Source organism: Limibacter armeniacum (genome assembly GCF_036880985.1).
In the GTDB taxonomy this organism is placed as follows: Bacteria; Bacteroidota; Bacteroidia; order Cytophagales; family Flammeovirgaceae; genus Limibacter; species Limibacter armeniacum.
The window spans coordinates 132,185-146,194 of the sequence record NZ_JBAJNO010000006.1; the positions used below are offsets into that span (position 1 = coordinate 132,185).

Sequence of the window (14,010 nt, forward strand, 5' to 3'; positions counted from 1 at the left end):
TTAATGGTTAGTTCAGGTTTCCGGTCAGTGCATCTAGTTGTGCAAGTAAGGTATGGTAGCTGGCAACAGCTGCTGCTTTTGTTTTTTCATATAACAACAATTGCTGCTGCATCCGTAGCACTTCCTCAAAAGCTTCTCCCGAATTGCTATAGGCTGTGAAAAGTAAGTTCAATGCCTGTTTAGACTCGCTGATCTGCTGCTCATAGAGTGTGATCAGATCAGCCTGACGTTCCAACTCAAAAATATTTCTGTAGTAACTTCCGACCAGCCTGTTTTCAGTTTCCTCTTTCTCCAGTATATATTGCTCCCGCTGCAATTGCGCCTGTGTCTCAGCTGCCTTGTACTTGCCCCTGAAAAGTGGAATACTGACTGAAACCATAGGCATCAGCACGTCTTTTCCGTTGTCACTGACTGCCATGTCTGACCGAGTGCCGACTGCCACATAGTCAAGCCCAACTCCCAGTTTAGGCATTCCTTCTTTTTCTGCCAGCGTGATGGCTTTGGTACTTGCCTCAATCTTGCTGTTCGCCATGCCTATTTCCGGATTGGCCGTCAGCAAGGAGTCACGGCCATAACCAATCGGCAATGGCTTGACCTGCAAAGTATCCGCAATTGTGATAGGAGCATCATAAGACCTGTTCAACAGACTATTCATCCAACTTTGCAGTGAACCTTCTTTCTTATCTAGAATACCCAGATTGGTGTTTGCCTCCTTTAGCATCAGGTCTACCCGCAACACATCTACCATAGCACCTTTACCATTTCGGAATTTGGCTGTTGCTATATTCTTGAAAGACTCCAGCAGCTCGATATTCTCCTGCTCAATCTTTCTCCACTGATTGAGTTCATATAGCGGATAATAAGCCGTAGCCACCTTGGCATACAACTGGTTTCGGGTGTTGAGAAAAGCCTGATATTTTGACTCAGCCAAAGCAGTGGCTACTTCTCCTTTTGCTTTCAAGGTTCCGAACCAAGGAAACATCTGGCTGAGGGAAAACTTTGCCTGCTGTGGACCTACCCTTGTTTCTACTGGCGAAATAAAGTACCCGAATGAAAATGTTGGATCAGGCAGTGCCTTGGCTTGAGTCACCTGTTGCATGGCTGCTTCAAACTCCTTGTATTTGGATTGAAGCCCCGGATTGTGTTCAGCAGCTTCTTTGAAATAATCCTCAAATGTCTGTGCATATACCTGCTGTCCAATCAGAAACAGCAGTCCTATCAGCATGGTTAATCTTCTCATGGCTGTGATCTTTTTAGTCGTAGTTCTTCTCTCCAGCAGTAAAGCGTTGGCACAATAAAGTAGGTGATGGCTGCCACCACCATTCCCCCAAATGAAGGGATCGCCATCGGAATCATAATGTCAGCTCCCCGTCCTGTTGAAGTCAGGATCGGTAGCAAGGCAATGATAGTTGTGGCTGAGGTCATTACTGCTGGCTTGATTCTCCGTTGCCCCGCTTCCACCACAGCAAGGCGGATTCCCTGAACATTGTCCGTCTTGTTTCTGGCAAAACTCTGATCAAGATAAGTAGCGATCAGTACACCATCATCTGTTGCAATACCAAACAATGCGATAAAGCCCACCCAGACTGCTACACTCAAGTTGACGGTATGAATCTGAAACAGCTCCCGCATATGGATACCAAAGAAGCTAAAGTTGGCAAACCAAGGCTCACCATAAAGCCAAAGCATAATAAATCCGCCACTGAAAGCCATGGCAATACCTGTGAATACCATCAGGGATGTAGTAACGGACTTGAACTGAAAATAAAGGATCAGGAATACAATCAGCAACACCACCGGTACAATGATGGAAAGCCTTTTCTGTGCCCGAACCTGATTCTCATAGCTACCCGAAAACCTGTAATTCACCCCTGAAGGCACTTTTATACTTCCATCAGCAATACGAGCTTGTATGGCTTGTTGCGCATCATGAACCACATCCACTTCAGCATGCCCTTCACGTTTATCAAAAAGGACATATCCCACCAGAAAAGTATCTTCACTTTTGATGGCTTGAGGTCCCCTCACGTATTCCAGATTCACCAGTTGCGTCAATGGAATCTGTGCTCCGGTAGGAGTTGGAACCAAAATATTACCCAAAGTCTCAGGGTCGTCACGTAGTTCACGGGGGTAACGCACCCTTACAGGAAAGCGCTTTCTTCCCTCAACTGTTGAGGTAATCTTCATTCCACCAATTGCAGTCTCGATCACTTCCTGAACTGCCTCGATGCTTAAGCCGTATCGGGCAATCTCATCCCTCTTGATATCCAGTTGGAGGTAAGGTTTGCCCACTATACGGTCAGCGAATACAGCTTCCTGCTTGACGCTTGGCACTTGTTTGAGAATCTGTTCCAACTGTAAGCCAAACTCCTCAATGGTGTTTAGGTCAGGTCCATACACCTTGATACCCATTGGTGCCCGCATGCCCGTTTGCAACATTACAAGCCTTGTCTCGATTGGCTGCAACTTTGGCGCAGAAGTAACACCTGGCAGCTTGGTGACTTTGACAATCTCATTCCAAATATCATCAGGAGATTTGATCTGAGGTCGCCAGTTACGGAAGTACAAGCCATCTTCATCCGGAACCAGGTCGTTAGAAGAGATTCCATTTGCCAATGCCTCTTCATTGGAAAGGGTATCACCCTTAAATGTTATAAACTGGTCTGATTCATTCACCTTAAATCTTGCCTTGTGTCCTTTCTTGTTCAGCGCATACTCAGACTTATAATTGATCACATTCTCGTACATGGAGATGGGAGCAGGGTCCAATGCAGATTCTACCCGTCCCATTTTACCGACAGTCAGTTCCACTTCCGGAATATTGGTCAGCAACATATCGAGCTGTCCCACTATTTTGCGGTTATAGGTAACACCTGAATGCGGCATGGAAGTCGGCATCAATAGGAAACTACCTTCATCCAGCGACGGCATAAATTCTTCTCCAATCCCCGGAAAATTATGGGATAGTCCTGACCAGACAGTATTCGTCCTGATATTGACACCCAAACGGTCAAACCCATTGGCAACAAAACCAAACATGGTATTGAATCCCAACCAGCCTGTTACGCCAAAGAATATCAGAAACAAAGGAATGGATAGGAATGCTACCTTATGCGACAGGCACCAGTTCAGAATAGGCTTGTAATAATATTCCAGAATGGTAAATAACAATAAGATTGATCCAACTGTCAACAATACAAATATGCCATTGGCCATCAAGCTTCTTCCTGCACCTAACGGCATCCAATACTCAGCCAATAACCATAATACGCCCAAAACTGCTACGATCAATTCTCCGTGTCGGACAAGCCAGTTAACAGGTTTTGGTAGCGTTATTTCAGAAGTATTCAGCTTATATCTGATTAGTGCTATTCCACTAAACAGCAGTAGCATACAGCCTGCCCAGATATGCCCGAGCACCATCAGCACAGCTCCTGCAATCAGCAGCAACAGGTTGGCTTGGTTACTTCTTTTCGGATTCTTGAATCGAATACCAAAAAACCAATATGCCAATGTTGGTAGGATGAGCAGGGCTACAATTAGTGCCGCCACCAAGGCAAAAGACTTGGTAAATGCCAATGGACCAAAAAGCTTGCCTTCAGCCGCCTGCATGGTAAAGACTGGAATAAAGCTGATAATGGTGGTGGATACAGCCGTCAGGATAGCGGACGAGACTTCTGCGGAAGCATTGTAAATGGTTTCCAGTAAGGGCTGTTCCGATTTTTCATCCAAGTGCTTGATAATGTTTTCTGACAGGACAATACCCAAATCCACCATGGTACCGATGGCAATGGCAATACCGGAGAGCGCCACGATATTGGCATCCACCCCAAAATAACGCATGGCTATAAACACCATCAGAACCGCTACCGGAAGCAAACTGGTAATCAGCAAGGATGCCCTCAGGTTATAGACCATCACAATTACTACCAGTACAGAAATCAGTACTTCAAGAGACAGTGCCTCTTCCAGTGTCCCCAGTGTTTCATGAATCAGGGTAGATCGGTCATAGAACGGAACAATGGTCAGTTGGCTTTCCACGCCATTCGAAAGTGTTTTCTTGGGAAGTCCGGGCGCAATTTCATGGATTTTATCTTTCAAGTTGTTGATTACCTGCAATGGATTGGCTCCATAACGGGCTACCGCTACACCTCCGACTACTTCAGCACCATCCTTGTCCAACAGTCCACGGCGTGTAGCAGGCCCCAAAGTTACCACCCCGATGTCCTTGATTCTGATGGGGACATTGTTCTGGACTGCTACCACAGCACTTTCCAAATCCTCTACCTTCTTGATATAGCCCAGTCCACGCACAAGGTATTCAGCTTGATTGATCTCAATGGTCTTGGCTCCCACATCCCTGTTGGATTGCTTGACAGCCTGTATCACCTTGGTGAGCGGGATATTATAGGACTTCAGGGCATCAGGGTTGACATCCACCTGATATTCCTGTACAAAACCACCGATAGAGGCCACTTCAGATACACCCTCTACTGCATTCAGGGCGTATTTGACATAGAAATCCTGTACTGTTCTGATTTCGTGCAAATCCCAACCACCAGTAGGATTGCCATTCTTGTCACGACCTTCCAGCGTGTACCAGTACACCTGTCCCAATGCTGTTGCATCAGGTCCCAAGGCAGGTTGTACTCCGTCAGGCAACAGTCCTGCAGGAAGTGAATTCAGCTTCTCAAGGATTCTGGAGCGTGACCAATAAAACTCTACGTCTTCATTGAAGATGATATAAATGCTGGAAAACCCGAAGATGGAAGAACTTCTGATTGACTTCACTCCCGGTATCCCAAGTAGGTAAGTAGTCAAAGGATAGGAAATCTGGTCCTCAATATCCTGAGGAGAACGCCCAGTCCATTGGGTAAAAACAATCTGTTGGTTTTCCCCGATATCCGGTATGGCATCCACTGGGACTGGGTCCGATGGCAGAAAGTTCATTTTCCAGCCGAATGGAGCGGTTACAATCCCCCACATGATCATTCCTATCAGCAACAGGATCGTCACGAGCCTGTTCTCAAGGAAGAACCTTATAATTCTGTTAAGCATAATACTTGAAGTATGATGTCAATTGCTGATATAAAAATGTGATGAAAGCATATGCCTTACTGACCTGAGATTTTAACATCAAGCAATAGGTACATTCGCTTTACTTACATGAAAAAGAGCGCTTCAGGTCTTCAACCTTAAGCTAACAATTTATATCAGCAACCTATAACAGGAAGGTCTGAAACAAGGATTGGATATCCCATTTCAGCAAAGGAGGGGAATAAGTTTGAGGTGATTGTGTATCTGTTTCAGGGAAAAAGAATAACTGAAACAGGAAATGTATGGTAACAGCTGCCAAAGCAGGCAGGAATGAAAAGTCAGCAAACGCAGGTGTAAAACCATCTTCAGCCTGTACCAATAAGGTAGCATCCTGACAGCAAGCCGCTGCCTGAATATGATCAGCGTCAGGTGTTGGTTCAGCACAGATATCAATGTCCTGCATCCCACAACCCAGCTCATGATTTCCAAATGCTATGGCATGCTCAACAGCTTGCCCACCGCAATAGTGAGTGCCTATTGTCAAGCCAATGTTGCCTAGCAACACCGTAAATACAAGCAATATGGAAATCAGTTGTTTCATACAGGAGCAAATGTAGTCATTAACTTGGAGCTTGGTTTATATAATTTTGTGAAAAGCTTATAGGATTTTGAATCAGCCCTTATCCAAGTTGAAATAAGGGCTGAATAACTTTACTCTGCCAAAGCTGCCTTAAAGCCAATTCCATTTAAGGTTTCCGTAATTTCTTCGGCTTTTATATCAGCTTGCTGAATGGTCAGAATCTTGTCGGAATTGTCCAGATCAACAGACCATTTACCTGTTCCAACTTTCTTGTCAAGGTGAGGTGTTACCTTGGAAAGGCATCCGTTGCAGTTGATGTTTGTCTTGAATTTCATATTGATTTTAAGTTGATGGTTGATCATTTATTTAGAGTTGTCTGCTTTTCAATCTTAAACTGTTGGCTACCACAGATACAGAGCTGAGCGCCATAGCGCCACCCGCCAGCATCGGGTCCAGCATAAATCCAGTGAAAGGATATAGAATGCCAGCCGCTATTGGAATACTGATCACGTTGTAGGCGAACGCCCAGAACAGGTTCTGCCTGATGCCATTGACCGTTTGTCTGGAAAGTTTCAGGGCTTTTGGAATTGCTTGCAGGTCTGAAGTAATCAGCGTGATGGCTGCCACATCCATGGCAATGTCCGCACCTTTGCCCATTGCAATACTGACATCTGCCTGAGCCAACGCCTGTGCATCATTGATGCCATCACCAACCATTGCCACCACTTTTCCTTCTTTCTGAAGTGCCTGAATATAGGTTGACTTATCCGCAGGCATTCTGTTAGCCTCGAAGTGACGGATACCTACTTCATTGGCGACAGCAGCAGCAGTTTCTGCATTGTCACCTGTCAGCATATGGACTTCAATGCCTTGCTGCTGTAATGTGGTAATGGCTTCTCGGGAAGTTTCCTTGATCTGGTCTGCAATGGCGATGACAGCTAGTACCTGCTGTTCATCTGCAAAGAAGACAACGGTTTGCGCCTTTTGCTTGAGCTGACTTGCCTTTTCAGCCAATTGAGCACTTATATCGATATAATGGGACTTGATCAGTTGTTCATTTCCTGCATAGAAATGTTTTCCGCTATCAGCTTCTGCTAAAACACCCTGTCCAGCCAGTTCCTTGAAATTTCTGATTTTAGCTGTTACCATACCAGAATTTTTCAGGTGATGGGTAACTGCTGCTGCCAAAGGATGACCTGACTGACTTTCCAGGGCATACAGGATTGTTGCATATTGTTTGGATGGATGATCAAGCCAAAAGATATCCGTTACTTCAGGTTTTCCTTCTGTAATTGTACCTGTCTTGTCCAATACCACCGCATTGACCTGATGTGCTTTTTCAAGGCTGATGGCATCCCGAATAAGCAGATGGTTTTCGGCTCCTTTACCGATACCTACCATCAGGGCTGTAGGCGTTGCCAGTCCCAAGGCACACGGACAGGCGATGACCAGTACCGCTACAGCTGCCAGTAATGCCTGAGAAAAGGCATGCTCGCCACCGGCTATCATCCAGATCGCAAATGTCAGCAAGGCAATCCCAATTACAGTAGGAACAAAAATTGCTGCCACCTTGTCCACCAGCTTTTGGACAGGAGCTTTGCTACCTTGAGCCTGCTGAACGGTCTGGATAATCTGTGAGAGCAAGGTTGCTTTTCCCACTTTTTCGGCTTTAAACCGGAAACTCCCATGCTGGTTGATGGTACCAGTAAAGACTTTTTCTCCATTGGATTTCTCTACTGGAATCGGTTCGCCTGTAATCATGCTTTCATCCACAAAGGAGTTACCCGAAAGCACGATTCCATCAACAGGTATCTTTTCACCAGAGCGTACTACGATGGTCATCCCTTTTTCTACCTCCTGTATAGGAATGCTTACTTCTTGTCCTTCCTGAATAACCAGAACGGTCTTAGGCTGTAGCCCCATCAGCTTTTTGATAGCGGTGGAAGTACCTGCTTTTGCCCTTTCTTCCATCAGTTTGCCAATGGTAATAAAAGTGATAATCACAGTGGCAGCCTCGTAATAGACATGCGGCGTGATGCCCTTGCTCAACCAGTATTCAGGATAAAGGGTATTGAAAAGGCTGTAGAGATAGGCTATACCAGTACTGAGCGCCACCAGTGTATCCATATTGGCGACACTATGTCTTGCTTGCTTATAGGCATTGATAAAGAAAGACCGACCGAACCAACCCAATACAGCAGTTGCCAAGATCAGGGAAATCCATTTACCAGCTTCCCAATGCATCAGGAACATGCCAATGATAAAAACGGGTAGGGTCAGGATTACTGACCAAAGTGTTCGACGCTTCAGTTCCTTGTACTGTATCTCTGCCAGTTCCTCCTGCTTTTCGGAAGGGTTTTCCTGTTCAATAATCAAGTCATAACCCGCTTCGTGCACGACCTGCTGAAGGTCAGTTGGCTGTAATGCAGACGAGTAAGTTACCTGAACTGTGGCATTGGCAAAATTCACGTCTGCCTGTTGTACGCCCTCTGTGCTGCGGAGAATGGTTTCCACACTGCCAGCACAGGAAGCGCAGCTCATGCCTGTTACAGGAAAGTTGCCTTTGACCAATTGATGGTCTTGGCTAGCTGTTTTTTTGATTTCCAGTGTTTCCATATATGTCATGTTTTTAAAGTCTTGATCACTTTCAACATGACAAAATTGGCTGATACACCTCAAAATCGTGTTACAGAATCCTTGACAAGGTTTACATCATTTTGACTATAGCTTGTCCAGTGGCTTGTGGTCAGGTTTTTTCATTTGCCTGAAAGCGGTTGGCGTCATACCCGTTTCCTTTTTGAATTGGGATGAAAGGTGAGCCACACTGCTGTAATGCAGTTTGAAGGCAATTTCGGAAAGGGTCAACTCATCATAAAAAAGCAGTTCCTTTACCCTTTCAATCTTTTGGGAGGTAATGTACTTCTCAATCGTAATCCCTTCCACAGATGAAAAAAGACGGCTCAGGTAACTGTAATCGTGATGGAGGTTATCCGCCAGATAGGTGGACAGGTTAACCTTCATTGGGTCAGTATCATCATGGTGCACATAGTCAATGATCAGTGTCTTGATACGGGAAATCAAAACCGATTTGGTGGATTCCAGCAAGGCAAATCCCAAAGGCTCCAACGCTTCTCCCAATCGTTTCCGGTCTGTATCCGTTGGGGCATGTGCAAGGGTTATGGCGCCCAGTTCGATATGGGTGAAAGGAATTTTCAATTGGTTAAGCACCTGCTCCACAGCCATGATACAGCGTGGACAAACCATGTTCTTGATATGTATTACGTTATCGGTATTCATCATTCTTATAAAAGTACAAGCCAGTCAAATTTGTTTCAAGTTCGCAAATTGAATCAGGAATTGCCTTTTTCCCTTACATAATTTCCATCATGTGTTACAAGGTTTTGATGAAGTAGTACGATCAAAAGTTAATTCGGAAAGAAAGGTTTGGTGTAAACCCAAGAGCCGACTGTGATATCTCATGGAGATTCTGATCGGTCGTTAGAAGGTAGTATTGGTCAAATGTATTGTTGCGGTTCAAGATATTCCATATTGATGCTCCTGCTTGGGCATTCAGTTTTTGACCGATTTTAAAGCTGTATCGAGCAGAGATGTCAATACGTAAATAGTTTTTTAGCGTATTGCCATTTGGTTCCATATAAGTGATTTCATCACCTGAAACGCCAGTTGCTTTCGTGTAAGGTTTGCCTGTACGCCAATGGATACCAGAAGAAAGTTCTAGTTGCTTCAGTTTGTAGTTGCCTCCTAATGAAATAGCATGTCTGATATCCAGGTTACTTGAAAACGAGGAAGGGGACAGGTTTTCAAAAGTATACTCATTTTTACTTAAGGAATAACTTGACCATAAGTGAATAGCATCGATCGACTTTCTTAATAGGAAATCAATACCCCTTACTTGGTAATTTCCTTTCTCATTGATGAATTCAAATTGGTTGCGGAACCCCTGACTTTTGGTAAGAATACCTTGTACCCGCTTGGTGTATCCTTCTATGGAAATAAGCCAATTATTGTGTTCGTAATTCACCCCTCCGGATAGCTGCTTGCTTTGTAGCAATGGAATGTCCTCACCATCCGCAAGTAGCCACCTCCTTTGTTCTATACCCAAAAAGTCACTTTGGAAATCAATAACCTGTAAGACAGATTGGCTTTTTGTTTCAGCCATTAACTCAATGCTGAGGTGGGAGGGAAGCTGATGCGTGAACACCAACCTAGGTTCAGGTTTTAACTGATTTAGAAACGGGTAGTAATTTCCCCTCAATCCTGCACGTATTTGTGTCTGCTCATTTTGGGAAGTATAAACACCTTCCGCAAATAAGGCATGCGTATAATTTACTTTCTTAAGTTCTCGGCTGTAAGGAGGTTTATCCAGTTCATCCAAGCTTCTAATACCTGTTTCTGTAATTTGATAACCAATCAGGAAGTCTAGTTGGTTATTGAAAAGGTAACGTCCCTGCATCTTAAGGCTCTTTTCGTTGACCTCATTGACTTGCTTAAGGAAACGGCTGTTTTGTAAGTCCTGATTGATGGCATCCATCTGGTAAGTTGACCAACTGGCTAATACTTCTGTAGACCATTTCTTATTCCATAGCCTTTGAAAGTTAATGGTACCAGCCAAGCTCCTTTGAGAAAGTCCACTGGCTTTTTCTTCAGCATTGGTGGTATTGCTCCACTTTTCAGCATAGGACAGTTTGTTGCCGATTTTCAGAAAACTGAATTTGATTTTATCCCTTTGGGAGGGGGTGAATACGGCTCCTAAACTGATATCGTGGAAGGTAAAACTGTCATTGGTTGTAATCGTGTTTGCCTCATTCTGCTCCAGAAGGTCAGTATTTCTGAATGCCCTGTTGTAGTATTGCTGATAGGTAGGGGAATGAAACAAATCCGTAAATGACTTTCTTGCAGCAAATGAAATGCTCGCTTTAGGTGTCACGGGAAAACGGACATAAATATCTCCGCTAAGCATATTGATACCTGCTCCCAAAGTAGGCTGATCTACTTTTTCATCGTGGGAAGTAATCTGAATCGTACTGGAAACGGCTTCGCCAAATGCCGTTGATGTACCGTTTTTAATAAGTGTAACCTCTTTGGTTGCATTTGGATTGAATGCGGAAATCAGTCCGAAAAAATGTCCTGATTGAAACATGCGAACGCCATCCCACAAAATAAGGTTTTGATCGTTGGTACCGCCTCTGACATTGATATTGGAAACAGATTCATTGATACTTTGAATGCCTGGAAGTGCTTGAATTGAGTGTAAAACATCTGTTTGGGTCATGCCGGGTAGCAGTCCTGTTTGAGCAATATTCAGCGTCAGTGAACCATCCTTTTTCTTCTGAATACCTTCTGTTATGTATTCGGAAAACATCACCTCACTCAATATCAATGGTTGAGGATGTAAGGTAAAGGTATGACATGAATCCTTGTCAAAATGGTTCAGAATGATGGATGCATCGGCATAACCTAGAAATGAGATATGTAGCGTGTCACCTGATGTCGCTTTATCAAAATGAAAAAAGCCCTTATCATCACTCAAAACTTTTTGGTGGTTGAGTGTAATCAGGGCATTCTCCAGAAATTGCTTGTTTTCTGCATCTTTGATATAACCACATACCTTGTGTGTCAAAGCAGCTTTTTGCTTGATGGCGATATACTGTGGACTCAATTGCTCAAAATCAAGATTTGTCTGGTTTTCAAGCGAATCGATAATGGCAGACAATGGAAGCGCTACACTGACTGGTGCTACTTTTACATCTTTTACATATTGGTCTAAATAGGTAAAGACTACTTCATATTTATCTGAAATAGTCTTGAGATATTGTTTAAGAGGTTGTTCTGTTTTCGTCGTTTGAGAAGTCCCTCTAGAAAATGAAATAAGAATAAAAATAGTTATTAATAATAACCTATTGAGATACATCCGCAAAAATTACCACTTGATTGTCCGTCACTTTATAATCCAACCCCAACGGTGTTGCTATGGAGGCTACAGCCAGTTTCAAATCATCGTGTGTAAAAGCTCCCGTAAATAGCAGCTCAGGATCCAACGATTTGGCTTGCACCTCTATGTCATATTGCCTTTCTAATTCAGATAGCACATAACGTAAAGGCATACTCTGAAAATTACTTTGATTTTCCAACCATGCAGGCGATTTGTCTGTGGTATTTTGGGATAAAATTACTTTGCCATTCAATAACCTGAAGCTTTGTGAAGGAGTCAGCAGTATCGTTTCTTGTCCTGATTTTACCTGTACTTTCCCTTCGTAGCAGATGACTTCGAAGTAGCCTTCACGTTGGTTTACATTGAATTGTGTTCCAACAACTGTTACATTTCCTAGTGGGGTCACCACATCAAAAGTAGCTCCTTTTTCTACCTTGAAAAATGCTTCCCCTTCCAGTTCAACAGTTCGGTGTTCATTCCAAGTATCCTTGTTGAACGCCAGTTTACTTTGGGTATTCAGTGTAACTATTGAATTGTCAGGTAACTGGATTTCCTGCTTCTGTTGGGCAACAGTTTCAAAAGTGCTAGAGGCATTGTTAAAGATAAAAGCATAGCCTAACAGCAGTATTGCAATGGCAGCAGCTACACCTGTTACAATATTTTTCCAGCCTCTGAATGGAACAGTCTTGGAAGTAGCCCTTCTTTCTCTGATCCTTGCATTAATACGTTGTAATTCCGCTTCTGTATCAAAGGCTGGTGCTTTAAGCACCTTCGCAGCCTCTGAAAGTTTTGTAAGTTCAGCGAAAGTATCAGTCTGTTCAAAAGCTTGACGCTCTTCTTCAGAAAGCGTGCCCTCAAGCCATTTATGTAAAATTTCCTGATCCATTTCTTCCATGTCAGTCAGTAAATATTTGGTCTTCTTTTAGCTAAATTGTTTCTGTTGTATAAATAACAGTTGAGCTAAAGTAATTCCTACCTAAAAAGGACTGTTTTTTTCTGCTATCTCCATTTTCTTTTTCAGAGAATCGATAGCCTTATAAAGGCGTTTCTCAACAGCTTTTCGGGAGATATTGAGCATGTCCGCTATTTCTTGATGCTTTTTTCCGTCAATGCGGTTGAGCATAAAGACAATTCGTTGTTCTTCTGTTAGATCCTCAATGGCAGCTTTTAGTCTTTCGGTATACTCTTTTTCCTGCATAACGAATTCAGGAGATTCATTGGAGTATTGCTTCTGGTCTTGCTGCTGATACTTGAGTACTGTCTTTTTTTTAGAAAGTTCATTGAGCATCTGATTGTTTGCTACTGTATAGAGAAAAGCCCTAGCCTTTGAAGGAATCACTTTCTGACAATTGTCCCACAGTTTGATAAATGCTTCTTGTACAAGGTCAGAAGGGTTATTGGATTCCCCGTATTTGTAATAAAGAAAATCATGAATCTCTTTCGCATATTTTCGAAAGAGTTCGTTGAAGACCTTTTCCTCACATACATGTTCATTATCATTCATTGAATATGTGATTTTGATTTATGTGTCAATAAAGCTAATACAAAGGTGAACTTTTTAGCATATTTATCCACTAGCGAGTATAAGTATAGTGTAGTAAGCTAACTCAAAAGTCGAGCCTGCTAGTATATTTTTTCATTATTTATAAAAAAAATTGAGCTTTGGGGGTAGGAGTTTTTTTGACTCACCTGTTTAATGTTTACAAATCTTTTAAGAGTAGAGTTTTGATAAGTTTAGTTAAACAACTTTCATTAATCGTATTACTGTTATTCACAATGACAGCGTGCCAGCAGGAGTTCGAGGTAATCGAAGAGCCTTCAGAAAATGAGTCAGTTCAGGCGGGCTCTGAGCTTACTGAACTACTGCTTGGTATTGCGTCAATGGATGGCTCAGCAGACGATATTGTGGATCAATCCAGTTGTACTTTGATTATCCTGCCTGCTACTGTCAAAGTTGGGAATACATATCTCGAGCTTACAGATGAAGCAGATTATCAGGAAGTGGAGAAACTGCTGGAAGAGCATCCATCTGCATCAGTTGAAATCCAATATCCTGTGGATATTTGGAAGGTAAACTTTCATCGGTATACCGTGAAAGTTGAGCAGGAGCTGTTTGCGCACCAAAACTATTGTAAGAACGGCGGTCGTTTCATTTCATGCCTCGACTTCCAGTACCCTATCAAAGTTTCGGAGTATAACATTGAGACTCAACGTTCATCAGTAACCGTTATTAGCAATGATCAAGACCTTTATGAAACAGTTGTTGCCTTAAGTAAAGAAAGGATTGTCAGCTTTGTTTACCCATTCAACTTGATTGATGCAGATGGAAATATACTGGAAGTGACGCAGCAGGAAGAGCTGCTGAGCAAAATTAAGCAGTATAAAGGTTGTAAATAATCAACACTTAAGACTATACGCATTAAACAAAATTTAAATACAC

10 protein-coding genes are annotated in these 14,010 nt (G+C 43.1%); 1 reads left to right on the forward strand and 9 read right to left on the reverse strand.

Going from position 1 to position 14,010, the window contains the following annotated elements:
* Window positions 1–7: 7 nt before the first annotated feature.
* From V6R21_RS05315 to V6R21_RS05355, 9 genes are all read right to left on the reverse strand, one after another.
* On the reverse strand, window positions 8–1,240 hold the full coding sequence (locus V6R21_RS05315) for a TolC family protein (RefSeq protein ID WP_334241550.1): 1,233 nt from the start codon (window positions 1,238–1,240) through the stop codon (window positions 8–10).
* Window positions 1,237–5,058 (reverse strand): efflux RND transporter permease subunit, encoded by a 3,822-nt coding sequence (locus tag V6R21_RS05320; protein WP_334241552.1) that lies wholly within the window; start codon window positions 5,056–5,058, stop codon window positions 1,237–1,239. Before V6R21_RS05320 ends, V6R21_RS05315 begins: the two co-directional genes overlap by 4 nt.
* Window positions 5,059–5,221: 163 nt before the next feature.
* The gene (locus tag V6R21_RS05325; RefSeq protein WP_334241554.1) at window positions 5,222–5,638 is read right to left on the reverse strand and encodes an HYC_CC_PP family protein; all 417 of its coding nucleotides are present in this window, start codon (window positions 5,636–5,638) and stop codon (window positions 5,222–5,224) included.
* A gap of 110 nt (window positions 5,639–5,748) precedes the next feature.
* On the reverse strand, window positions 5,749–5,952 hold the full coding sequence (locus V6R21_RS05330) for a heavy-metal-associated domain-containing protein (RefSeq protein ID WP_334241556.1): 204 nt from the start codon (window positions 5,950–5,952) through the stop codon (window positions 5,749–5,751).
* 31 nt (window positions 5,953–5,983) lie between these two features.
* On the reverse strand, window positions 5,984–8,233 hold the full coding sequence (locus tag V6R21_RS05335) for a heavy metal translocating P-type ATPase (RefSeq protein WP_334241558.1): 2,250 nt from the start codon (window positions 8,231–8,233) through the stop codon (window positions 5,984–5,986).
* 105 nt (window positions 8,234–8,338) lie between these two features.
* On the reverse strand, window positions 8,339–8,917 hold the full coding sequence (locus V6R21_RS05340) for an AraC family transcriptional regulator (RefSeq protein ID WP_334241561.1): 579 nt from the start codon (window positions 8,915–8,917) through the stop codon (window positions 8,339–8,341).
* Between the two features lie 118 nt (window positions 8,918–9,035).
* On the reverse strand, window positions 9,036–11,549 hold the full coding sequence (locus V6R21_RS05345) for a TonB-dependent receptor (RefSeq protein WP_334241563.1): 2,514 nt from the start codon (window positions 11,547–11,549) through the stop codon (window positions 9,036–9,038).
* Window positions 11,536–12,465, reverse strand: coding sequence for a FecR family protein (locus V6R21_RS05350; protein WP_334241564.1), 930 nt, complete (start codon window positions 12,463–12,465; stop codon window positions 11,536–11,538). The genes V6R21_RS05345 and V6R21_RS05350 overlap by 14 nt, the downstream gene beginning before the upstream one ends.
* An 81-nt stretch (window positions 12,466–12,546) precedes the next feature.
* On the reverse strand, window positions 12,547–13,074 hold the full coding sequence (locus V6R21_RS05355) for an RNA polymerase sigma factor (protein ID WP_334241566.1): 528 nt from the start codon (window positions 13,072–13,074) through the stop codon (window positions 12,547–12,549).
* A 272-nt stretch (window positions 13,075–13,346) separates the two neighbouring features.
* Between V6R21_RS05355 and V6R21_RS05360 the strand changes: the two genes are divergently transcribed.
* Window positions 13,347–13,967, forward strand: coding sequence for a hypothetical protein (locus V6R21_RS05360; protein WP_334241567.1), 621 nt, complete (start codon window positions 13,347–13,349; stop codon window positions 13,965–13,967).
* The last annotated feature ends 43 nt before the right edge of the window (window positions 13,968–14,010 follow it).